Source organism: Amycolatopsis sp. (assembly GCF_025464955.1).
Taxonomy (GTDB): domain Bacteria; phylum Actinomycetota; class Actinomycetes; order Mycobacteriales; family Pseudonocardiaceae; genus Amycolatopsis.
On record NZ_JAODNM010000107.1, the window covers coordinates 36459 to 57468 of the forward strand.

The window sequence follows — 21010 nt, forward strand, 5'->3', positions numbered from 1 at the left end:
TTTCCCAGCGCCGAGCCCGCCGGACGCTTTATGCGGGGCGCCTGACCAGGTAGACCGAGAACGCCCCCGCGCCGACGACGAGTACTCCCCCTAATATCGCCAGCATGGTCCAGTCGGACTCGACGCTCCCTCGAGCCTGCGCGGCCTGGCCGTCCCGCGGCATCACCCGCAGGCCGAGGCCACCGGACGCGGAAGCGGGCTGGCGGCTCGAAGCGGCGGCCGGAGACATCGCCGCTTGGGCCCCGAGAGGCGCGCCCAGCAGCCCGGCGGTGATCAACCCGGCCACCACCATTCCGCGCCGGGCTACCGGACGAACAGCGTGGTCGGTACAAGGTCTCGTGGACATGACCGGCACCGCGGGCCTCCTGGCAGAGAACGAGCGAATCAACCTGACTACAACCGTGAATTGCCCGGTCACCCAGAGCAAGAAGGCAGCTACCCTGGTAGGACCGTTCCGCGTCAACCCCGGAACGCGGAACGGCCACTACATCGTGGCAAGCTGACACTAAGGAGGGACGGAATCGCCACTCTCCGCTGCTAGCGTGAACGTTCCCTGGTGTTCACCGAAGAAGGGATGAGCGGTGACCCCCGACCCCCAGATACAGACAGTGAACGGCCGACCGCGTCGGCTGCCGGCCGAAACCCTCCCAAAGGAACTCGCGGAGGCGCTCCGGTCGGGAGAATTTCACCAAGCACTGCGGTTGGCGATCGCCCACCGCGGCCTTTCGCTGGCCCGGCTGCGGGCACATCTCGACCGCCGAGGTGTCCACGTCGGACAGTCCACGTTGAGCTACTGGCAGCGCGGCCTGCGCCAACCCGAGGTGCCGAAGGCGCTGCCTGTGGTGCGAGCGCTGGAATCCGTGCTGCAGCTCCCTGGGGACTCGCTGGTCGTCCTGATCGGGCCGCGGACGTCACGGGTGCGCAACGGCCAGCCGACGGCTTCGTTCTCCGACCTGCGTTCCGGCGAAATGGCGTCAATTGTCGACCAACTGCTGAGCGAACTCGGCGCGTACACCTCGTCGAACAACTCCAACGCCGACCTGGAGCTGCTCTCGGTCCACGACACCGTGACCTTCGACGCCGACCGCCGCGAGCGCGGCGTGCAGACCCGGCTGGTGACCCGCGCCCGTCGACACGGCCCGGACCGGTACATCACGGTGTACAACGGCGACGAAGGCTGCCGGATCGAAAACGTCGAGCTCACCACCGCCGAAGGCTGCCGGGTCGGCCGGATCCGGCGGCATCCCGGCGGGGACACCCTCGCCGTCGAGTTCCTGTTCGACCGCAAGCTCGCCGAGGGCGACATCCACGTCTTCTGCTTCGAGGTGCGCGACGACTCGGGTTCCGCGTCCCCCGGCTACTACCGCATGTTCCGGGTCCAGTGCGCGAGCTACCTGCTGCAACTGCGCTTCAACCGGCGCGCGCTACCCGCCCGGTGCACCCGCCAGTTCCGCACCCGGGACGACGCCGCCCCGGTCGAATCCGACGAGCTGCCGTGCGACATGGGCGGCGTGACCAGCGCATACTTCCGCGACGCGGCACCCGGTCTGGCCGGCGTCGCGGTGGAGTGGAGCTGAGGCGGAGCTGGTCGCGGGCAGGACTGACTCAGGGGACCCTTGGTACGAATGATTCGTACCAAGGGTCCCCTGAGTCAGTTTGAGACCGGGCCGGACCGGAAACGTCAGTAGCGGTAGTGGTCCGCCTTGAAGGGGCCTTCGACGTCGACGTCGATGTACTCGGCCTGCTCCTTGGTGAGCTTGGTCAGCTCGCCGCCCAGCGCCGCCAGATGGATCCGCGCGACCTTCTCGTCGAGCTTCTTCGGCAGGCGGAACACCTCGTTGTCGTATTCCTCGTGCTTGGTGAACAGCTCGACCTGGGCGATGACCTGGTTCGAGAAGCTGTTCGACATCACGAACGACGGGTGGCCCGTCGCGTTGCCCAGGTTCAGCAACCGGCCCTCGGACAGCACCAGGATGGTGCGGCCGCTCGGGAAGATCCACTCGTCGACCTGCGGCTTGATGTTGTTCTTGATGATGCCCGGGTAGCGCGCCAGCCCGGCCATGTCGAGCTCGTTGTCGAAGTGGCCGATGTTGCCCAGGATCGCCTGGTGCTTCATCTGCGCCATGTGCTCGACCATCACGACGTTCTTGTTACCAGTCGTGGTGATCACCAGGTCGGCCTCGGGCAGCGCCGACTCCAGCGTCTTGACCTGGTAACCGTCCATCGCCGCCTGCAGCGCGCAGATCGGGTCGATCTCGGTGACGATGATCCGCGCACCCTGGCCGCGCAGCGACTCCGCCGCACCCTTGCCGACGTCGCCGTAACCGCAGATCACGGCCACCTTGCCGCCGATGAGCACGTCGGTGCCGCGGTTGATGCCGTCGATCAGCGAGTGGCGGATGCCGTACCGGTTGTCGAACTTCGACTTCGTCACGGCGTCGTTGACGTTGATCGCCGGGAACAGGAGCTCGCCGGCCGCGGCCAGCTGGTAGAGCCGCAGCACCCCGGTCGTGGTTTCCTCGGTCACGCCGAGGATGCCGGCGCCGATCTTGGTCCACTTGCCCTTGTCCTCGGCGTACGAGGCACGGACCAGCTCGAGGAAAACCTTGAACTCGTCCGGGTCGTCGTCCTCGGGGCCCGGCACGACGCCGGCCTTCTCGTACGCGGTGCCCTTGTGCACGAGCATGGTGGCGTCACCGCCGTCGTCGAGGATCATGTTGGGACCCTCGCCGGCCCAGGTGAGCATGCGCTCGGTGCACCACCAGTACTCCTCCAGCGATTCACCCTTCCAGGCGAACACCGGCACGCCCTTGGGCTCCTCGACGGTGCCGTGCGGGCCGACGACGATCGCGGCGGCCGCGTGGTCCTGGGTGGAGAAGATGTTGCACGACGCCCAGCGCACCTCGGCGCCGAGCGCCACGAGGGTCTCGATCAGAACGGCCGTCTGGACCGTCATGTGCAGCGAACCCGCGACACGGGCGCCGCGGAGGGGGTAGACCTCGGCGTACTCCCTGCGCAACGTCATCAGTCCAGGCATTTCGTGCTCGGCGAGACGGATTTCCTTGCGACCGAACTCGGCGGCGTCCAGATCGGCGACGGCGAACTCGATGCCGTTGCGGGTGTCGTGCCGCTTGGCAACGCTTTCGGGGGTCATAGTGCGGTTCCTCCAAGGCTGGATTACCTCTGAACAGTACCGTTGATGCCTTGCGTTTCAATCGAAGAACTGAAGAACTAAGGAGACCCTCGTCGTGCCACTCCCCGGCCCCGACACCCGCGTCGTCGAGCTGCGCGTCCCGGGGTTGATCGGCACCAGTGGGGCAACGCTGCTCGATGTCGTCTCCACCGTCGACGTCGCGGGTGACGGCTACGGCCGGGTCATCCGCCCGGCCGACCGGCTGCGACGTCCCGCTCCCGGCCCGGTCCTGCCGGCGCTGGGCCGTTCGATACCGCGGACGCTGGAGGGTTACCTGTGGAGCCGGATGACCTCCGGCGGCGCGGCGAAAGCGACCTGGGCGTTGCTGTTCCCGTTCTCGCTGGCCAACGTCGCGTATTGGATGCTCCCGCCGGTCCGCCCCGACAGCCGGACGGCCGTCGTGGTCGGCTCGCTGTGCCGGGGCCTGCTGCGGGTTGCCGCGCTGCTGCTGACCGCGCTGCTTCTCAGCCAGCTCGCGGTGGTCAGCGTCGACGTGCTCGCCGCGCAGTGCCTCGCACCCGGCACGGGCTGCCTCACCGGCACGCCGCAGTGGGTGCGTGACTCCGGACACTTCCGGCTGGCGGCCGGGATGGTCCCGCTCCTCGTGGTGATCTACGTCCTGCACAGGGTGTCGTCGACGAACTGGGCGGTGAACGCGGGGGAGTCAACCGGGGAGTCGGACCCCACGCTCCCCGGGCACGGGTTGGTCGCCGACCCGGACACCCCCGGCCTTCGCTGCCTACACACCGTCGCCGCGTTGGCCTGCGTCGCGCTGCTGCCACTCGGCGGGCCGCTTCACGTTCCGAACGGCGTAGTCGCCTTCGTCGCTTGGGTGTGCACGTTGGTGCTGCTGGGTGGCACCCTGATCGCGGCCGCGGCCGGACGCCGGATCGGGCGTCCGGGGAAGGTCCTCCGGCGCGGGTTGATCGCGTTCACCTCGCTCGTCCTCGTGGCGGCGGCCGGGTTCGCCCCCGCCCCGGCGAAGGGCGGGCTGCCCGGCACCGACGGATTGGTGGAAGGCATCGGCGCGGCGCTGGTACTGATCGCCTTGCTGTTCGCGCTGCTGGTGGCCGTGGCCGCGCTGATGGCCAGGTCCGCCTGGCGCGAGCTGCCGACGAGGTTGCGACCGTGGGTCGGCGGCTGGGCGGCGGCGCCGGTACTCGCGCTGGCGGGGCTACTCGGCGGCGGTTTCGGCGCCGGGCTGACGGTCGCGGCCGCACGCCTCACGAAGTCCGGCCTGCGCATGCCGGATACGTATCCGCTGATCACCGTCCTGTGGGGCGGCGGGCTGGCGCTCGCGACGGTGCTCGGCGTGCTGGGTTTCGCGGTCGCCGTCCCGCTGCGCCGCCGACGTCGCGGGATCCCAGCGGTCGTCGAGCTGATGGACCTGAACCCGGACCACGAGAAGAAAGCCTCCTCGGCCTGGGCCCGCTCTGCCTGGGAACGCCGGCACCTGCACCACATCGCGCTCGCCGTACCGATCGCGATGTCGATCGGAGCGGTGGCCCTGCTGGTTGTCCGCTTCGGGCTGCGCCAGACGCCGGCATGGTTCACGCCCGTCTCGGCGATCGGCGTGTTCGCGCTCGGCGCGCTGGCGGCAGGTCTGCTGCGGCTGGTGTACTCCGCCGCGAAGACGCCGGGCCGCAGCCGTCACCTCGGCGCGCTCGCCGACCTCGTATGCTTCTGGCCGCGCGCCGCCCACCCGACCGTGCCGCCTTGTTACGCGCTCAAAGTGATCCCGGAGCTGGCCGCCCGCGCGAAGGAGCACCTCGCCGAGCCGAACACACGGGTGGTGCTGGCCGGTAGCAACCTCGGAACGCTGCTGGCCATCGTCGCGGCAGCTCGCCTGGCCGACGAGCTGCCGGAGGAAGCGCGCGACAGGGTCGGTCTGCTGACCGCGGGTTCGCCGTTGCAGTGGGGCTACCAGCGGGCTTTCCCCGCGGTGCTGCCGTTCGCTGCGCTCGCCGAGCTGAACGGCAGGCTCGGCGGGCGATGGCGGTCGCTCTGCCGGGGCACCGACATCTTCGGCGGCGGTGTCACGACCTGGCGGCAGGCTGTCACCGACGGCGAGCTGACGGGTGTCGGCTTCCTGCCTGCCGGCGGCGTCGGCGACCTGACGGCGACCGCGGAACCCACCGGCGCGCTCGTACTCGGCGGGGACCACTGGCTGCCGGACCCGCTGCGCGCGCCGAGCGGCGTCGACCGCTGGGCCCCGGGCCTGCTCAAGCACACCGACTACTTCGTCGACGCCGAATGGGACCACGCCGTCGCGATGGCCGCCGGGCTGGACCGGCCCGGCCGGCCGTTCCGCCCGATCGGGGAGCAGGTGCCGCTGTTCGGCTTCTCACCCAAGGACTAGCCAGGCACTTTTGTACTTTTGTGGTTCTGCTGCTCTATCGGTGGGTCCGCGATGGTCTCGGGTGTCGATTGACCTGGGCCGGTTGCGTTCTCCAGCGGCAAGGACCGGGACGAGTGGGTACTCCCTTGGCCGAGTCGGCGAGTCGCTACGGCCCGTCAAGGTCCGCTACGAGACGGGAGCGCGGTCCAGATCGGGCTCGAGGTAGATCAGCCGGGCGGCGGGGACGACGACACGGACCCGGGCTTCGGCCTCGTTGATCGCCTCGGCGATCCCGCTGGTGTCGAGGCCGGGGGTGATCGCGACCTTCGCGGCGACGAGGAGCTCGTCCGGGCCGAGGTACTGGGTGCGGATGTGGATGACACGCCGGACGTCGCCCCCGGACAGCGCGCCCACGATCGTCGCGAGGTCCGCGTGGGTGGCGCCTTCGCCGATCAGCAGGCTCTTCATCTCCACGATCAGGATGATCGCGATGATCCCGAGCAGCACGCCGATCATCGCGGTGCCGACGCCGTCCCAGACCGGGTCGCCGGTCAGCTCGGACATGCCGACACCGAACAGCGCGAAAACCAGCCCGACCAGCGCGCCCGCGTCCTCCAGCAGCACCACCGGCAGCTCGGGAGCCTTGGCCTGGCGGATGAACTGCCACCAGCTGGCGTCACCCTTGAGCCCCCTTGACTCACCGACGGCGGTGCGGAAGCTGTAGCCCTCCAACCCGAGCGCGACGACGAGGATGACCACCGCGACGATCGGCGAACTCAGCGGCTCCGGCTCGCTGATCTTGTGGATACCTTCGTACAGCGCGAAAACCGAGCCCAGCGTGAACAGCATCAGCGCGACGATGAACGAGTAGAAGTACCGGTCGCGGCCGAAGCCGAAGGGGTGTTCCTCGGTCGCTTCCCGCTTCGAAGTCTTCTGTCCGAGGAGCAGCAGTCCCTGGTTGGACGTGTCGGCCAGCGAGTGCACCGACTCGGCGAGCATCGACGACGACCCGGTCACCAGGAAGCCGGCGAACTTCGCCACGGCGATCCCGGCGTTCGCGCCGAGCGCCGCGATGATCGCCTTGCTGCCGCCACTTGCTGACACGTTCTACCCCCTGGAGGCCCGCACCGGAAATGTCTGGTTGGAGCCTAACCGGGGGACGCCCGTCAGTCCGTGCAGGTGCCCGCCGTGGCTCGGAAGACCTGGACCGGACCGGGGCCGACCGGGGTAAGGCGGACGGCCGGGTCGGCAGCGGGCAACCAGACGGACTGGCCGCGGCCGAGTTCGACCTGCTCGCCGTCTTCGGCGCTCACGAGCACACCGCCGGCCGTACAGAGCAGGATCTGTGGGCCGGAGCAGTGCACCGTGACCTCGCCGTCGTCTCCGGCAGGCCACTCGAGGCGCGACAGCTCGAACTCCGGCGCGTCGGTGTGATACACCGACATCCGCTGCTCGACCTCGCCGGTCTGCACCGGCATCTCGCCGCTGCCGAAGTCGACCACCCGGAGCAGCTCGGGCACGTCCACGTGCTTCGGGGTGAGCCCGCAGCGCAGGATGTTGTCCGAGTTGGCCAGGATCTCCACGGCCGCGCCGTGCAGGTAGAGGTGCAGGTTGCCGGCGGCAAGGTAAATCGCCTCGCCCGCGGCCAGCGTCAGCCGGTTGAGCAGCAGCGCGGCCAGCACGCCGGCGTCACGCGGGTGCGCCTCACCGAGCTCCAGGATCGTGCGGCACTCGACGTCGAACTCACCGTGCTCCTTGACGTGCAGGACGCACGCGTCGAGCACCTCCGGCAGCAGCTCGTCGAGCGTGGTCTGCGGCAGCGTGATCCACGTCGTGAAGAGCGCACGCAGGCCGTCGGCGTCGGGCTGGGCTTCCAGCAGCGCGGTGTACTTGGCCAGGCCCGGGGTCTCGATGGCGCGCAACAGCGTCATCGAGCGCTCGGGATCGCGGAACCCGGCGAGCGCGTGGAACTCGGTCAACGCGCACACGAGCTCGGGTTTCGCCGTCGGATCCGGGTAGTTGCGGTTGGGTGCCTCGCGGGGGATGCCCGCCTTTTCCTCCTTGGCGTGCCCTTGTTTGGCCTGTTCGGCCGAGGGGTGCGCCTGCATGGACAGCGGTTCTTCGGCGGCGAGCACCTTCAGCAGGAACGGCAGACGGCCGCCCCAGCGTTCGGCGCACTGCTCGCCGAGCTGACCGACCGGGTCGGACTCCACCAGGTCGAGCAGGCTTCGCTCGACCCCGTCCGGGCCGGTGATCTTCGACGGATCCCCGGGGTGGGCACCCATCCAGAGTTCCGCTTCCGGATGTGGTGCCGGCACCGGTCGCCCCAGCAGCTCGGGGATCGTGGTTCGCGATCCCCACGCGTAGGGCCGCACCGCGTTACGCAGCAGCTCCACAGTCACCTCAACTCCTCGCCGGGCACGGCTTTCCCCGCCCTCTTCGCACCGACCTCACGCCGGGACGGACGTGTAATGGCCGGCTCCCCCGATGCTTCCAACGGCCAACCCGAGGTAGACGGCGGCCAGCTCGAACCGCAACGCCAGCACCCCGGCCCGGATCGGTTCGGCCGCGTCGATCTCTTCCGCGGCGGTGATCAGGTCCACTCCGGGCAGCATCTCTTCCGCCTGGTACCTGGCAGCTTCGGCAGCCTGACCGGTGCGGACAGCGAGCAGCACCACCCTCGGCTGGATACCCCGGGGGCCGTCGTCCGGATCGGCAAAAATATCCCGGTCACTGTTGCCGACCAACGCGGCCTGACGCAAGGCAGGTCTGGCCAGAGCTTGCCGATAGTCCTCAACGTCACACACGGTCGCCGCGTGCGCCGCGAACGCGTGGGCCGCGTGCTCACCCACCGCGACCGCGACCGGATCGAGCCCCCACAGCAGCGGGATCCGATCGGCCAGTCGCAGGGCGAGCGATTTCGCCGGGTTGGCGAAAGAGTCCCTGGCCAGGTAGTTCTTCTCCGCCTCGACGTCAAGCTGGTCGGCGAGCGACTCCAGATCGGAAACCAGCAGCCCGAGCGCGTTCGCGGTGAGCAGCCCGGCGGCCAGGCCGCGCGGGAACGCCATCTCCGGCGGCACCGGGATCCGGGGCGGGAGCAGCACGCCCTTGCCCGCGACAGCGGCGGGCACCGGGCCGTCCGGCGGCGCCGACAGGACGACTGTCGCGCCGAAGCGGGCGGCCCGTTCGAGCGAGGCCGCCAGCTCCCGGTCGCCGGGGTCGTCGGTGTGGGCGAAGACGACGTCGAGCGCGCCGATCCAGCTGGGCACTACCTCCGCGACCACCACCGGGACCGGGCATGACGGCGTGAGCAGGGCGGCGAGCAGCCGGGTCACCGTGCGGCTGACGCCGGGCCGGTCGATCAGGACGAGCGCGCGGGGACGGCCCACGTCGAGCCGGTCACTGAGCTCCACCTCGGCGGCGGTCTCCAGCGTCGCCCGCACCTGCGCGCCGGCCATCGCGGCGGCACGCAGCAACCCCGCGCTGTCGGCTTCGGCCAGCCGCGCGGGGTCGTCGAGGAGCGAGTCGTCAAGCACCGTCGGCACTGGAGTCGCCCGAGTCCACGAGGCCGGTGGCCTCGTCCAGCAGCAGTACCGGGATCCCGTCGCGGACCGGGTAGACCCGGCCGCACTCGGTGCACGTCAAGGCGTCGGCATCCGGATCGGTCGGCGAACCCGCCCGCAGCGGCGCGTGATCAGCCGACGGGCAGGCCAGGATTTCCAGCAGTTGAGCGTCAAGCGTGACGGCCATGGTTACTCCCTACCACGTTCAGAAGCGGCATGAACGTGGTTGCGCTACCGGAGAACGATTTCGCCGCGCCCTCCATAACACGCTCATCCACGAACTATTGCCAGGACTTCGTCGGTCAGCGCCTGAACTGCGGCCGAATCGGCTGCCTCGACGTTAAGCCGGAGCAGCGGCTCCGTGTTCGAGGCGCGGATGTTGAACCAGCCGCCGTCGGGCAGGTTGATGGTGAGCCCGTCGAGCTCGTCGAGAGTGACGCCCGGACGAGCGCCGAAAGCGTCCTTGACCGCGGCCACCCGCGCTCCCTGGTCGTCGACCGTCGAGTTGATCTCACCGGACGCGGCGTAGCGCGAGTACTCGGCCGTCAGCGCGGACAACGTGCCGTCCTGCTCGCCGAGCGCGGCCAGCACGTGCATCGCGGCCAGCATGCCGGTGTCGGCCCGCCAGAAGTCGCGGAAGTAGTAGTGCGCGGAGTGCTCGCCGCCGAAGATCGCGCCGGTCCTGGCCATCTCGGCCTTGATGAACGAGTGCCCGACCCTGGTCCGCACCGGCTTGCCACCGTGCTCGGCGACGATCTCCGGCACGCCCTTGGACGTGATCAGGTTGTGGATGATCGTGCTGCCCGGGTCCTTGGCCAGCTCGCGGACCGCCACCAGTGCGGTGACCGTGCTCGGCGAAACCGGCTCGCCGCGCTCGTCGACGATGAAGCACCGGTCGGCGTCGCCGTCGAAGGCGACACCGGCGTCGGCACCGACCTCGCGCACCTTCGCCTGCAGGTCGACGATGTTCTTCGGGTCGAGCGGGTTGGCCTCGTGGTTCGGGAAGCTGCCGTCGAGCTCGAAGTACATCGGCACGATCTCGAACGGGAGTCCGGCGAAGACCGTGGGCACGGTGTGGCCGCCCATGCCGTTCCCGGCGTCGACGACGATCTTCAGCGGCCGGCTCGTCGACAGGTCCACCAGGTTGCGCAGGTAGGCCGAGTAGTCGGCGAGGACGTCCTGCTCGGTCACGGTGCCGGGCTGCCCGTCGAAGGCCGGAACGCCCTGCTCGACGGTCTTGCGAACCTCGGCGAGGCCGGTGTCCTGCCCGACCGGTGACGCGCCCGCGCGGCACAGCTTGATGCCGTTGTACTTCGCGGGGTTGTGGCTCGCGGTGAACATGGCGCCGGGCATACCGAGCGAGCCGGAGGCGAAGTACAGCTCGTCCGTGCTCGCCAACCCGATCAGGACGACGTCGAGTCCTTGCGAGGTGACGCCGTCGGCGAAGGCGGAAGCGAGCCCGGGCGACGAGTCGCGCATGTCGTGGCCGATCACGACGGACGGCGAGTCCGGCTTGATCAGCAGGGCGAACGCGGCGCCGAACTCCCGGACCAACGCCTCGTCCAGCTGCTCGCCGACAACGCCTCGGATGTCATAGGCCTTCACGATGCTCGAAAGGTCAGACACGCCTCTCCCCGGAGTACTCGAAAACTCTCGCGCCCGATGCGCGTCGAGCCAGCCTACCGGCGTGGCCGATGCTCAGGAGCGACCGGGCAGGACCCGCAGGTGCCCGCGGCGCCCGGAGGGGCCTTCGGGCTCGGTGGGCGGCGCCTGCCGGTCCGGGCGGCCCGCCTCGCGCACGGCCTCGGCCAGCGCGGTGAGCTCGTCGGCCGAGGGATCCGGATGGGCGAACTCGCCCTCGTGCCGGACGACCTCCCAGCCCTTCGGGACGGTCAGTCTCAGCGCGTGAGCCTCGCACAGGTCGTAAGAGTGCGGCTCAGACGCGGTGGCCAGCGGACCTACGACAGCAGTGGAGTCACTGTAGGCGTAGGTGAGCGTGGCGACGGCAGGCTCGAGACAGCCTGTCCGCGAACACTTTCGTACGCTCCGCACGATCGAGAACGATAGCGCGTTCCCGCACGGCCGTACCGGCGACACGCGCTGCGGATCTGCGAGCGCGTACCCTTCCCCTCGTGGCGACGGCTCGTGATTCCCGACAGCGGCAGCGTCTGCGCCGGGACCGGCACGGTCGCGGCCTGCGCGGAGTGCTCTTTCCGGCGTCCCTGCCGGCCGCCGCGAGCCGCGCGGAGAAGTTCGACGCGCTCGTGCTGGACGCCCTCGAACCCATCGAAGCCCGCTGGCGGCACGAGCTGACCAAGCTCGACGTCGCCGTCGACGACGTCCCCGAGATCGACCGCCGCGGCGAGGAACCGTCACCGGAAGCCGCCGAGGGCGTCCTCCACGACGGTTCGGTGCCGCTGTCGCGCCTGGTCCCGGCCGGAGTCGACAGCTCGGGCCTGCCCACCAGGGCCCGGATCGTCCTCTACCGCCGCCCGCTCGAGGCCCGCGCGAAAGACCCCTTGGAGCTCGCCGACCTCGTCCACGACGTCCTCGTCGAGCAGGTCGCCGGCTACCTCGGCCTCGAACCCGACGTCATCGAAGGCGAATAATCTTCACGTTCCCGGTGGGTTGCGCACGACAGAAGCGCTAGCGCCGACCGCGGAGCTGTCGACGGCCGGGAACTGCGGTCAGGGCGGTGAAGAGGACGGCCGCGACCTGTCCGAGCAGCAACAGGTCCCGCAGCGTCGACGGGTGGTCGACGACGACCTCGGACGGCTGCGGCGGCACCGACACCGCGACCTGGTGACCCCACGCGGGCACGATCGGCACCGGTTTGCCGTTCACGGTCGCCTGCCAGCCCGCTTCCTCTTCCGCGGACAGCACCAGCAGACGTCCCGTCGGCCCCGAGGACACCCGGACGCGCACGTCCGGCAGCGCGGCTTGGACTCCGACGACGCCGGCGGACGCGCCAGGCGCGCCTTGCCCGGTGACGGCCCGCTTCGCCAGTTCCGGTGAGATCAGCGCGACCTGGCCGCCCTGAGCGAGCATCCGCAGCACCGGTCTGCCGTCCGAAGCCGGCGCGGCGACACCGGCGAGATCGGGCGCGAGCTTGAGGAACGCCTGCGGGTCCGTGCCCTGCGGCAGCACCACGAACAGCACCCCGGACGACGTCGCCGCCGCGAACGCCGCCTTGACCTGGTCCGCGGTGCCCTGCGCGAGGTCCCGTTGCCACCCGGCCAGCCGCTCCGGCGTGCCCGGGGTCGGGGCGAGCTCGTCGTCGCCGAACAGTGCTTGACGTCCTCCGGTCTGACGAAGGGGCTCGGTCGCCGTGCCCAGCACCAGCACCGACCTGCCGGACGTCGACAGCTCATTCGTCAGCGACGACGCCAGCCGCAGTTCGCCATCGGTGTGCAGCGGCCCTTGCCGGTCGTAACCCAGCACGCCGGCCGCGAGGGCGAGCATTGCTACGACACCGACAAGGGCGGCAACCTTGGGCAGCCACGTGCCGGCGGTGACCGGAGCCAGGTCTCGATGGCACGCCGCGAGCACCATCCACAACAGCCCCGCACCGATAAGCAGCAGCGGCACGCCCGCGTAGCCGTGCGACGGCGTGCCGCCCTGCAACGGGACGACGGCGATGTTCCGCAGCAGCGCCCAGCCGCCAGCGCCGAGCACGACCAGGCTGATCCCACCGCCCGCGCGCATCGACGGCCGGATGACGAACGTGACGAGCGCGGCGATCACGATGACCGCCCCGACCGGCACGCTGCCCGAGCCGGGATCGAGGGAGAACAGCGTCGCCGCCTGCGTGACCGGTCCGCCGCCGCCGAGACCTTGCAGCAGCAGCTCGGGATGCTTGAGCAACACGGTCGGCCACGGCAGCAGCAAGGCGAGCGGCAGCACGACGACGATGCCGACGGCCGCGATCCGCCTCGCCAGCCCCGTCGGCGCCGGCAGCACCACGAACCCACCGATCAGGCCCAGCAGCGCCAAGCCGTGGGCGAGCGGCGAGAACGCGCCGAGCAGGGCGACACCCAACGCGCACAGCACCGAAACGTGCAGCCATCGTGCGTCGGCGCGGACGAGCAGTCCCGCGATGCCGGCGATCACCAGCGGCAGCAGGATGTGCACCACTACGACGTCGAGACGCCCTTGCGCGACCGACGTCGTCGCGGCGGGCAGCAACCCGTAAGCCGCCGCGATGCCGGCGCGAACCCAGCGCCGGACCCGCAGCCGACGACTCGCCGCGTACGCCGCCAGCGCGGCAAGCGGGATGTCCAACAGGAACAGCAGCGCGACGAGCGCGGCCGGACCGCCGATCGGAGCGAACACCGCGCCGAGCGCCCCGAGCACCGGCAGCGTCGCCGGTGCGGCGCTCGCCGTCCCGCCGGACACCGCGTGCCATGGGGCGAGGTAGGTGGACCACAGTTCGCCGAGACTGCCGACCGGCAGCAGTTTCCCGCCGCTGAGATCGAGCCCCAGCCGTCCGGAGTTCAGGACCAGCGCGAACGCCGTGAGGACCACGAGCAGCACCACGGGCGGCGCGAACACCGTGGCCGACAACACCCGGCTCCGGTTGACCTCGACGAAGACCAGCTCGGGTTCGGGCTGGGGTCGCGGTTCAGGTTTTGCTTCGGTGTCACGCCGGAACGGCGACGGCCGGGGTTTGGTTTCCGTGGTGGCGGGAGCGGTTTCCTGCTGTTCCGGCAGCGCGACCGCGACCACGCCGCTGGGCCGGCGCAACCCGGACCCGCGAGAGCCCGCGCCCCGCAACGCACCGGCGGGCAACGCGTCCGGCCCGACGGGACGGGCCGCCGGCGTGTGTGCGTTCATCGCCTCCGGCGGAATCCACGCGGACTCCGCGGCCGTACTCTCCGGCAGCCTGCCGAGCGCGGCCTCACTCGCCACCCGCCGACGCACGAGGTCGACAACGCCGGCCCTGGCCGCGTTGCGCAACCTGGCGAGCCTGCTGGTGAACAACCCGCGGACCGAACCGGGCCGTCCGCCGGACCGTCGCTCGGCACGGGCGGCTCGCAGCCCGGCGCGGCCGCTCAGCAGATACCGGATGGCCGCGAACTCGGCGCCTGCCTCGGCTGTTCGCCGAAGCACCAGGAATGCCAGCACCCGCACCAAAGCCATGACGGGCAACCGGACCAGACCGAACCAGTACGACAGCGCCGAGCAGTTGACCAGAAAAACGCGAAGCCCGTTGGCACGGTTGGCGGCCCGCACCGAAGAAGTCAGCGCGTCGGCGGCGCGTTGCCCGGTGCTGAGCGCGCGAGCGTGGCGAAGCCGTGCCAGTGGCACCGACAGCACGACACCGCCCGCGGCGTTGACCCGCCAGCCGAAGTCGATGTCCTCGCGGAGCAAGGAAAAAGCCGGGTCGAACCCGCCGAGCGAATCCCAGGTCTCCCGCCGCACCAGGGAACCCGCGCTGGGCACGGCAAGCACTTCGGTGGTGCGCTCGCCGTCACCGGCGATCTGCTGGCGGTGACCGGAAGCATCGGTGGACAGCCCGGCCTCGACGATCAGCCGGGGATCGCTCCAGTCGAGCGCCAACGGGCCGAGGACGTTCGCCGACGGCGCGGTATCCGCCGCGTCGAGCAGAACTTCGAGACAGTCGGGTTCCGGCGCGCAGTCGTCGTGTAGCAACCAGATCCACGCACCGGGGTCGCCCCATCGCTCAACGGCGTAAGCGGTCGCTTGCTTAACTGCGACAGAAAATCCGATATCACTCGGAAGAGTGAGGACTCCGTCGAGCACGGGAGCGGTGTCGGGGCCGGCGAGGATCCCGTCCGGGTCCATCGCTTCGGCGAGCAGCCGCGGGGTCAGGTCCGCGGAACCGGTATCGACGGCGAGGACGTGGCGTGGCCGCACAGAACTACGCCGCAGCGCGGAAAGTGCCAACGGCAGCCAGGTTTCGCCGTTGTGGCAGACCACAATGGCCAGTACGGGAGCGGTGCGCGGCGGGGACGGCACAGGGGTGCGGGGCAACAACCACTCCAGAACTTGCACGCGGGCGGGTTTGCGCCACCCTACGACGCGGGCTCATCAGTGAAGGGAGAGCCCACGCCGTGGGACTGCCGCGGATCCGCTAGACCGCGCGCTTTTTCAGCTTTCGCCGTTCCCGCTCGGACAGTCCGCCCCAGATGCCGAAGCGCTCATCGTGCGCCAGCGCATACTCGAGACAGTCGTCCTTGACGTCACAGCCAAGGCAGATTCGCTTGGCTTCGCGGGTGGAGCCGCCCTTCTCAGGGAAGAACGCCTCCGGATCCGTTTGCGCGCACAGCGCGCGCTCCTGCCATTCCTGCTCTTCGGTGGCATCGAAGAGATCAGTGAGATCGACCGGCTCCTGCTCCGGAGTCTCTCCCCAACCCACTACGTGCACCCATTCCTTTCCATCGGCGTCCAACCGCATGTCCGCCTCCTCGCTTCCACGCACTCCCCCAGGCTGGCGGTGTTGAACTGTCGCTCGCGACTCCCCTTGCAGCTACGAATGACATTGATGTGATTACACCCGTGTAGTGCGGTCAGGTCAAGCCGAGTACCAAGTTTGGGGGATACTTGAGACCCTCCGCGCAAGCGGACACGCCGGGAACTTCACAGCAGTTAAACCGTATCCGGGGGGTAAACCGGGGTGACACTGCCCGAACGGGCACCCGGGTTCGCCCCATCACCCCCCACGAACGGGCGATACGGAACACTGGAGACGTGCAGAGATCAGCAGTACGCCCGAGCCCCGTGTTCCTCGGCATCCTCGCGGTAGCGATCGTGGGCGGCGTCCTCACCGCGCTGTCGGACGCGTTCGTCATCGTCGACGGCACGGTGTTCCGAACCGGCGCCGCCGACACTGTGTTCGTCATCGGCCTGTTCCTGCTCGTGGTCGGCGGCTGGGTAACGACCCTGTCGCTGCATGAGTTCGGTCACGCGTTCGTGGCGTTCCGGGGCGGGGACTACAGCGTCCAGCACAAGGGCTACCTCAACCTGGACGTGCGCAAGTACACCGACCCGGTGCTCTCGATCGTGTTGCCGCTGGTGTTCCTTGCCATCGGCGGAATCCCGCTGCCCGGCGGCGCGGTCTGGATCAACCGCGGCGCCCTGCGCTCGCGCGCGACCTCGACTTGGGTCTCCCTGGCCGGTCCGCTGAGCAACCTGGGTGTCGGCGTGGTCCTCGCGCTCGTGCTCGAGTTGGTGCCAGGAATCCCGGTCGGGCTCGTGATCGGCTTGTCCTACCTCGCGATCCTGCAAATGGTGACTTTCATCCTCAACATCCTCCCGGTGCCGGGACTCGACGGCTACGGCGCGATCGAGCCGTACCTCTCCCCGGACGCGCGGGCGTTCGGCGCGAAGGCCCGTCCATGGGCACCGCTGATCCTGTTCGCCGCGCTTTTTGCGTTGCCCGGGGCCAGCAATCTCCTGTGGGAGGGCGCCGGAAACCTCTTCACAGCGCTCGGCGGCAACACCGACGCCGCGTTCGCCGGCCAGTCGCTGTTCCAGTTCTGGCGCCACTGAGACTTCGGCCGGCGCCACTGACGCGCGTTGAACACCGTTCCACCGCAAGCGATCGAGGGTCAGCGGCCGGCCGGAGACGCGGTCCACTTCCGGGCCCGTTTGGCCACTTTTTTCAGCCCGGACCGCTCGCCGAAGTAGTCGCCTGCCATGCCGACCACCGGCAGCATGCCCAGGATCCGGTGGTAAAACCGGCCGCGCGGGCGCTTTTCCAACTCCTCGACGATCCCGAGGAGCGACCTGCCGAGCCGCCACAACGTGCCCACTGACGCCTTGAGCGTGATCTTGCCGTGCTTCTTCTCCGACTCGGCGAGTTCCTCGGTGAGTCGTGCCGTCTCGGCGTTCTCAGCGTCCTCCCCCGTGTCCTCCCCAGTGTCCTTCTCGGACAGTTCGTGCGCACCGGCAGCGACAGCCGGGTCGATGTCCCGATCGAACAGCACCCAGGCGATGAGCCGCACCCGGTCGGTCACCTCGACCACGCCGCGCTCGCCGGCGATCGCGCACAGGAGCAGCCCCTGCGAAGCCGCGCCGAGCGTGTCCTGCACCGGCAGCCTGTCCGCGAGCGCGCCGCCGAGACCGGGAATGGACGTCAGCAACGCGGTGAAGCGGCCCACGCGGTTCACCCACCAGTCGGTCCGCTGTTCGACGTCCATCGCGGCCCAGGCGGCCGTCCCCGGCACCTTGACCGACGTGAGCCCGTTCAGCAGCTTCTCTCGCAGGCCTGTTTCGACGGCAGCGAGCTCGTCGTCGGAACCGGTCGCGGCGCGGGCGCGAAGGCCGAACGGGTCCGACTCGCGCAGGGCGTCCAGCATCGGCCCGCAGCCGCGCACGAACGGCCGGAGCACGGCGACGACCTGACGGTCGGAGATGGCGTCAGCCACGTGGCTGTCCCCCTGCGGTGGGCTGCTTGGCGGCGGCTTGCTTCGTGGCAGCGCCAATGCTGCCGCCGAGCATCATCGCCCCGGGGAGGGCTCCCCCGCCGAGCAGCAGCAGGGTCCGCCAGTCCTGGATGAGCACGACGTCCCCGCCGGGGCCGGCCACCCCGACCACCAGCAGCACGACGACCCAGACCAGCAGCGGTATCCAGGACAGGCCCGGCCGGACGAGCTTCGCCGTCGTGGTCACCAGCAGCGGCGTGGTGACGACCGCGACCAGGATCGTCACCGGGAACGGGAAGTCGCCGCCGAACTCGGGCAAGGCCGTGCCATCGAACCGTAGCGGCAGGAAGAACTGCTCCAGCAGTGCGAGGACGACGGCGTCGAGTACCAGCAGGCCGAACAGCCACCGCTGGGAAGGTCGTAACGGCATTAGAGCCCTCCGAACAGGTCCGTGCCGGCGCCGTCTGGTTCGCCGTGCGCCAGCACGAAGTACTCGTACGGCGGAATCGGCTGGGCGATGTCGTTGGACAGCGTGAAGCAGTCGTCGGCGGGCACGTTCACCTGGGTCCGATGTGCCCGCAGCGCCGTCCGCTTGGCCGCGAGGTAGGCGCTGACGTCGACTCGCGTGGTGATGCGGTCGTCGGGGGTGACCGGCAGCTCGCCCTCGTCGGCGACCCGGAAGCCGAAATCGGGCCGCTCCCGCAGCGCGGCAAGGCCCTGCGAAGTCGCCCTCTCCGAACTCACGACGTGAAACACGCGCGCGACGGACTCCGCCGCGGGCGCCGCCGCCATGGTGATCTCGTGGGCGCGAATGTGGTCCGGATGGCCGTATCCCCCGAACGCGTCATAGGTAATGACCACTTGGGGCCGGACTTCGTCGAGGATCGCGGTCAGCTGGGCGGTCTGGCCGGCCACCGTGCCGCCAGCGAATGCACGTGCATGTGCAGCCGCCGCCGTCCCGGCCATGCCCGAATCCCGCCAGCGGCCGGCTCCGCCGAGATAACGATGTGCACCGAGCCCGAGCGCGGCGCAGGCCAGCGAAAGCTCGCCGAAGCGGTAGCCGCCGAGCTGGTCGGCAGCCCACGAACCCAGCTGCTCGAGACCGGGCGGAATGATCTCCCCCTCTTCGCCGAGTGTGCAGGTCACCAGGGTGACTTCGACCCCCTCGGCGGCGTAGCGGGCGATGGTGCCGCCGGTCGTGATGCTCTCGTCGTCAGGATGGGCGTGGACGAGCAATAACCTTTGGATCACGGGATCAGGTTAATTCCCACCTTGCGGCGCGATTGTCACGGCTCCATGACTAGTCCTTTCGTGGGGTCCGCAAAGGGGAATGAGTCGGTTAGTCTCCCCCGAGCCAGGCATCGCGCCGGAGCAGGGGATACCCAACTGGGCGTACTCGTGCACCGTGTCTTAGTGACTACTTTCTGTTGCTAAGTCACAGGGCATCCATCACCCGGGAGGGTGGTAACACGAGGTCACCGTTCCATCACGATCTCACTCAGAGTGTCCAGCGCCACAGTTCCCCTGCCTACGTTGTGTGACTACGGTGAGCAAACTCGATCACATCGACAGTTCGCAATCGCAGGATGAGGCCGCCTCGAAACCCACGAAGGCGTCGAGCAAGGAGAGTTGATGTTAAGGACGACAAAGAGGCGTGCCGCCAAAGTGGGCACGTTTGTCGCGGTGGCCGCACTGGCACTGGCGGCTTGTAGCGGTGGCAGTGCCGGCAGCTCGGTGCAGACCGGACAGGCATTCGCGGACTGCGACAAGAGCCCGAACACCTGCAACTCGGCCACGGCCGACCAGATCCAGGCCGGTGGCGACGTCACGTACGCCATCGAGAAGAACATCCCCAACTGGAACGTCATCTCCGCCGACGGGAACGTGTTCGAGACCGGGATGGTCACCAAGGGCATCCTGCCGTACACCTTCTACACCCAGCCGGACTTCAATCCTGCCCTGAACAAGGACTTCGTCGAGTCGGCCGACGTCACCAGCACCAGCCCGCAGACGATCGTCTACAAGATCAACCCGAAGGCCTCCTGGTCCGACGGCACCCCGCTCAGCGCGGACGACTTCATCTACAACTGGAAGACCCAGGACAACAAGGACTGCCCGGCCTGCGCAGTGGCCGGCACCGCGGGCTACGACCAGATCAAGTCCGTCGTCGGCTCCGACGGCGGCAAGACGGTCACGGTCGTGTTCGACAAGGCCTTCACCGACTGGAAGCAGCTGTGGAGCTCGAACGGGGCCATGTACCCCGCCCACCTTGCCGCCCAGCACGGTGACATCAACACGCCGGCAGGCCTCGCCTCGTCGTTCGACTGGTTCGGCAAGACGGTCCCCACCTGGTCCGGTGGTCCGTGGAAGATCGACAACTTCGTCGACAAGCAGTCCGTGACCGAGGTCCCGAACCCCACTTACTGGGGCACCAAGCCGAACCTGGGCCGCGTCATCTTCCGCGTCATCACCGACGCGACGCAGGAGCCGACCGCGCTGCAGAACAACGAAGTCCAGGTCATCTACCCGCAGCCGCAGGTCGACCTGGTCAACCAGGTCAAGAACCTGCCGAACGTGTCGTCCTACATCGGCACCGGCCTGACCTGGGAGCACTTCGACTTCAACCTGAAGAGCCCGGCACTGGGCGACAAGGCGCTGCGCTCGGCCCTGTTCACCGCGGTCGACCGCAAGGCCATGATCGCCAAGACCGTCGGCCAGTTCACCGACAAGATCACGCCGCTGAACAACCACAACTTCGTGCCTCAGCAGTCCGGCTACAAGGACGTGGTTTCCGCGACCGGCCAGGGCAGTGGCGACCTCGCCAAGGCCAAGGCCGACCTGACCGCGGCCGGCTACACCGGCATCGGCACGAAGCTGGTCGACAAGTCCGGCAAGGCGGTCCCGTCGCTGCGTATCCGCTACACCACGGGCAACGCTATCCGGCAGAGCGAGTGTGAGCTCTTCCAGCAGACGGCCAAAGCGCTCGGTGTCACGGTCACCATCACCCCGACCGACGACCTCGGCAACACCACGACCACCGGCGACTACGACGTCATCGTGTTCGCCTGGGTCGCCTCGCCGTACCCGTTCGCCGGTGCCGCTCCGCTCTGGGGCACCGGTCAGGGCAGCAACTACGGCAAGTACAGCAACCCCGAGGTCGACAAGCTGATCGCCCAGGCAGCCTCGGAGCCCGACCAGGCCAAGGCCGCTGACCTGCTCAACCAGTCGGACGCGCTGATGTCCCAGGACGCGTACGTGCTGCCGCTCTACCAGAAGCCGACATTCATCGCTTCGTCGGACAAGGTGGCCAACATCCGGAACAACTCCACCCTGGACGCTCCGGTGTACAACATGGCTCAGTGGGGGCTCCGCAAGGGCTGACAGCTCTCCCGGTAGGTTTCACGAATTCCGGTGGGGAGCCCGTCTTGGCGACGGGCTCCCCACCGCCCGTCCATGCCCCGTACGCCGCCGGTGCTGACGTCATAAGCGGCTGCGCCGGCAGAACACCGCCCAGAGCAGGAAGACCTCC

The 21010-nt window shown here is 69.2% G+C and carries 18 protein-coding genes; 5 read left to right on the plus strand and 13 right to left on the minus strand.

Annotated features, from left to right (window positions below):
- Positions 1-28: 28 nt before the first annotated feature.
- Positions 29-346: a hypothetical protein gene (locus JWQ81_RS25280; RefSeq protein WP_297545218.1), complete on the minus strand. Its 318-nt coding sequence runs from the start codon at positions 344-346 to the stop codon at positions 29-31.
- 262 nt (positions 347-608) lie between these two features.
- Between JWQ81_RS25280 and JWQ81_RS25285 the strand changes: the two genes are divergently transcribed.
- Positions 609-1577 (plus strand): hypothetical protein, encoded by a 969-nt coding sequence (locus tag JWQ81_RS25285; RefSeq protein ID WP_297545306.1) that lies wholly within the window; start codon positions 609-611, stop codon positions 1575-1577.
- Positions 1578-1681: 104 nt separating this feature from the next.
- Here JWQ81_RS25285 and ahcY read toward each other — a convergent pair whose 3' ends face one another.
- Positions 1682-3154 carry an adenosylhomocysteinase gene (gene ahcY / locus JWQ81_RS25290; RefSeq protein ID WP_297545220.1) on the minus strand — a complete coding sequence of 491 codons (1473 nt, stop codon included), beginning with the start codon at positions 3152-3154 and terminating at the stop codon, positions 1682-1684.
- Positions 3155-3248: 94 nt separating this feature from the next.
- Between ahcY and JWQ81_RS25295 the strand changes: the two genes are divergently transcribed.
- Positions 3249-5552: a hypothetical protein gene (locus JWQ81_RS25295; protein ID WP_297545222.1), complete on the plus strand. Its 2304-nt coding sequence runs from the start codon at positions 3249-3251 to the stop codon at positions 5550-5552.
- A 165-nt stretch (positions 5553-5717) separates the two neighbouring features.
- Here the strand turns inward: JWQ81_RS25295 and JWQ81_RS25300 are convergent, their stop codons facing one another.
- The 6 genes from JWQ81_RS25300 to JWQ81_RS25325 all read right to left on the minus strand — a co-directional run bounded on the left by JWQ81_RS25300 (position 5718) and on the right by JWQ81_RS25325 (position 11146).
- The gene (locus tag JWQ81_RS25300) at positions 5718-6635 is read right to left on the minus strand and encodes a cation diffusion facilitator family transporter (RefSeq protein WP_297545224.1); all 918 of its coding nucleotides are present in this window, start codon (positions 6633-6635) and stop codon (positions 5718-5720) included.
- 62 nt (positions 6636-6697) lie between these two features.
- Positions 6698-7927: a mannose-6-phosphate isomerase, class I gene (manA, locus tag JWQ81_RS25305; RefSeq protein WP_297545307.1), complete on the minus strand. Its 1230-nt coding sequence runs from the start codon at positions 7925-7927 to the stop codon at positions 6698-6700.
- A gap of 54 nt (positions 7928-7981) precedes the next feature.
- A complete protein-coding gene (locus JWQ81_RS25310) occupies positions 7982-9067 on the minus strand; it encodes an SIS domain-containing protein (protein WP_297545225.1) in 1086 nt (361 codons plus the stop codon).
- Positions 9060-9281: a Trm112 family protein gene (locus JWQ81_RS25315; RefSeq protein WP_297545226.1), complete on the minus strand. Its 222-nt coding sequence runs from the start codon at positions 9279-9281 to the stop codon at positions 9060-9062. The genes JWQ81_RS25310 and JWQ81_RS25315 overlap by 8 nt, the downstream gene beginning before the upstream one ends.
- 83 nt (positions 9282-9364) lie before the next feature.
- Entirely contained in the window at positions 9365-10720 is a 1356-nt protein-coding gene (locus JWQ81_RS25320; RefSeq protein ID WP_297545228.1) for a phosphomannomutase/phosphoglucomutase, read from the minus strand.
- A gap of 72 nt (positions 10721-10792) precedes the next feature.
- On the minus strand, positions 10793-11146 hold the full coding sequence (locus tag JWQ81_RS25325; protein ID WP_297545230.1) for a DUF3499 domain-containing protein: 354 nt from the start codon (positions 11144-11146) through the stop codon (positions 10793-10795).
- An 80-nt stretch (positions 11147-11226) separates the two neighbouring features.
- Between JWQ81_RS25325 and JWQ81_RS25330 the strand changes: the two genes are divergently transcribed.
- Positions 11227-11703 carry a metallopeptidase family protein gene (locus JWQ81_RS25330; protein ID WP_297545232.1) on the plus strand — a complete coding sequence of 159 codons (477 nt, stop codon included), beginning with the start codon at positions 11227-11229 and terminating at the stop codon, positions 11701-11703.
- Positions 11704-11740: 37 nt separating this feature from the next.
- Here the strand turns inward: JWQ81_RS25330 and JWQ81_RS25335 are convergent, their stop codons facing one another.
- Positions 11741-15088 carry a glycosyltransferase family 2 protein gene (locus JWQ81_RS25335; RefSeq protein WP_297545234.1) on the minus strand — a complete coding sequence of 1116 codons (3348 nt, stop codon included), beginning with the start codon at positions 15086-15088 and terminating at the stop codon, positions 11741-11743.
- Positions 15089-15188: 100 nt separating this feature from the next.
- Positions 15189-15512: a WhiB family transcriptional regulator gene (locus tag JWQ81_RS25340; protein WP_297545236.1), complete on the minus strand. Its 324-nt coding sequence runs from the start codon at positions 15510-15512 to the stop codon at positions 15189-15191.
- A gap of 293 nt (positions 15513-15805) precedes the next feature.
- On the opposite strand from JWQ81_RS25340, the gene JWQ81_RS25345 reads away from it, so the two are divergent.
- Positions 15806-16606: a site-2 protease family protein gene (locus JWQ81_RS25345; RefSeq protein WP_297545238.1), complete on the plus strand. Its 801-nt coding sequence runs from the start codon at positions 15806-15808 to the stop codon at positions 16604-16606.
- Positions 16607-16665: 59 nt separating this feature from the next.
- Here the strand turns inward: JWQ81_RS25345 and JWQ81_RS25350 are convergent, their stop codons facing one another.
- Genes JWQ81_RS25350 through mshB form a run of 3 tightly spaced genes read right to left on the minus strand, consistent with a single transcriptional unit; the run spans position 16666 to position 18732 of the window.
- On the minus strand, positions 16666-17484 hold the full coding sequence (locus tag JWQ81_RS25350) for a hypothetical protein (protein WP_297545240.1): 819 nt from the start codon (positions 17482-17484) through the stop codon (positions 16666-16668).
- Positions 17477-17911 (minus strand): hypothetical protein, encoded by a 435-nt coding sequence (locus JWQ81_RS25355; protein ID WP_297545242.1) that lies wholly within the window; start codon positions 17909-17911, stop codon positions 17477-17479. Before JWQ81_RS25355 ends, JWQ81_RS25350 begins: the two co-directional genes overlap by 8 nt.
- Positions 17911-18732 carry an N-acetyl-1-D-myo-inositol-2-amino-2-deoxy-alpha-D-glucopyranoside deacetylase gene (mshB, locus tag JWQ81_RS25360; protein ID WP_297545244.1) on the minus strand — a complete coding sequence of 274 codons (822 nt, stop codon included), beginning with the start codon at positions 18730-18732 and terminating at the stop codon, positions 17911-17913. The genes JWQ81_RS25355 and mshB overlap by 1 nt, the downstream gene beginning before the upstream one ends.
- Before the next feature lie 381 nt (positions 18733-19113).
- Here mshB and JWQ81_RS25365 point away from each other — a divergent pair, with 381 nt between their 5' ends.
- Positions 19114-20862, plus strand: a complete 1749-nt coding sequence (locus JWQ81_RS25365; RefSeq protein ID WP_297545245.1) for an ABC transporter family substrate-binding protein — start codon at positions 19114-19116, stop codon at positions 20860-20862.
- Positions 20863-21010 lie beyond the last annotated feature (148 nt).

Excerpts from the sequence above, each read along its gene's own strand:
- JWQ81_RS25280 (WP_297545218.1), bottom strand. The coding sequence starts at position 346 with ATGTCCACGAGACCTTGTACCGACCACGCTGTTCGTCCGGTAGCCCGG.
- ahcY (WP_297545220.1), bottom strand. The coding sequence starts at position 3,154 with ATGACCCCCGAAAGCGTTGCCAAGCGGCACGACACCCGCAACGGCATC.
- JWQ81_RS25315 (WP_297545226.1), bottom strand. The coding sequence starts at position 9,281 with ATGGCCGTCACGCTTGACGCTCAACTGCTGGAAATCCTGGCCTGCCCG.
- JWQ81_RS25340 (WP_297545236.1), bottom strand. The coding sequence starts at position 15,512 with ATGCGGTTGGACGCCGATGGAAAGGAATGGGTGCACGTAGTGGGTTGG.
- JWQ81_RS25355 (WP_297545242.1), bottom strand. The coding sequence starts at position 17,911 with ATGCCGTTACGACCTTCCCAGCGGTGGCTGTTCGGCCTGCTGGTACTC.
- JWQ81_RS25365 (WP_297545245.1), top strand. The coding sequence starts at position 19,114 with ATGTTAAGGACGACAAAGAGGCGTGCCGCCAAAGTGGGCACGTTTGTC.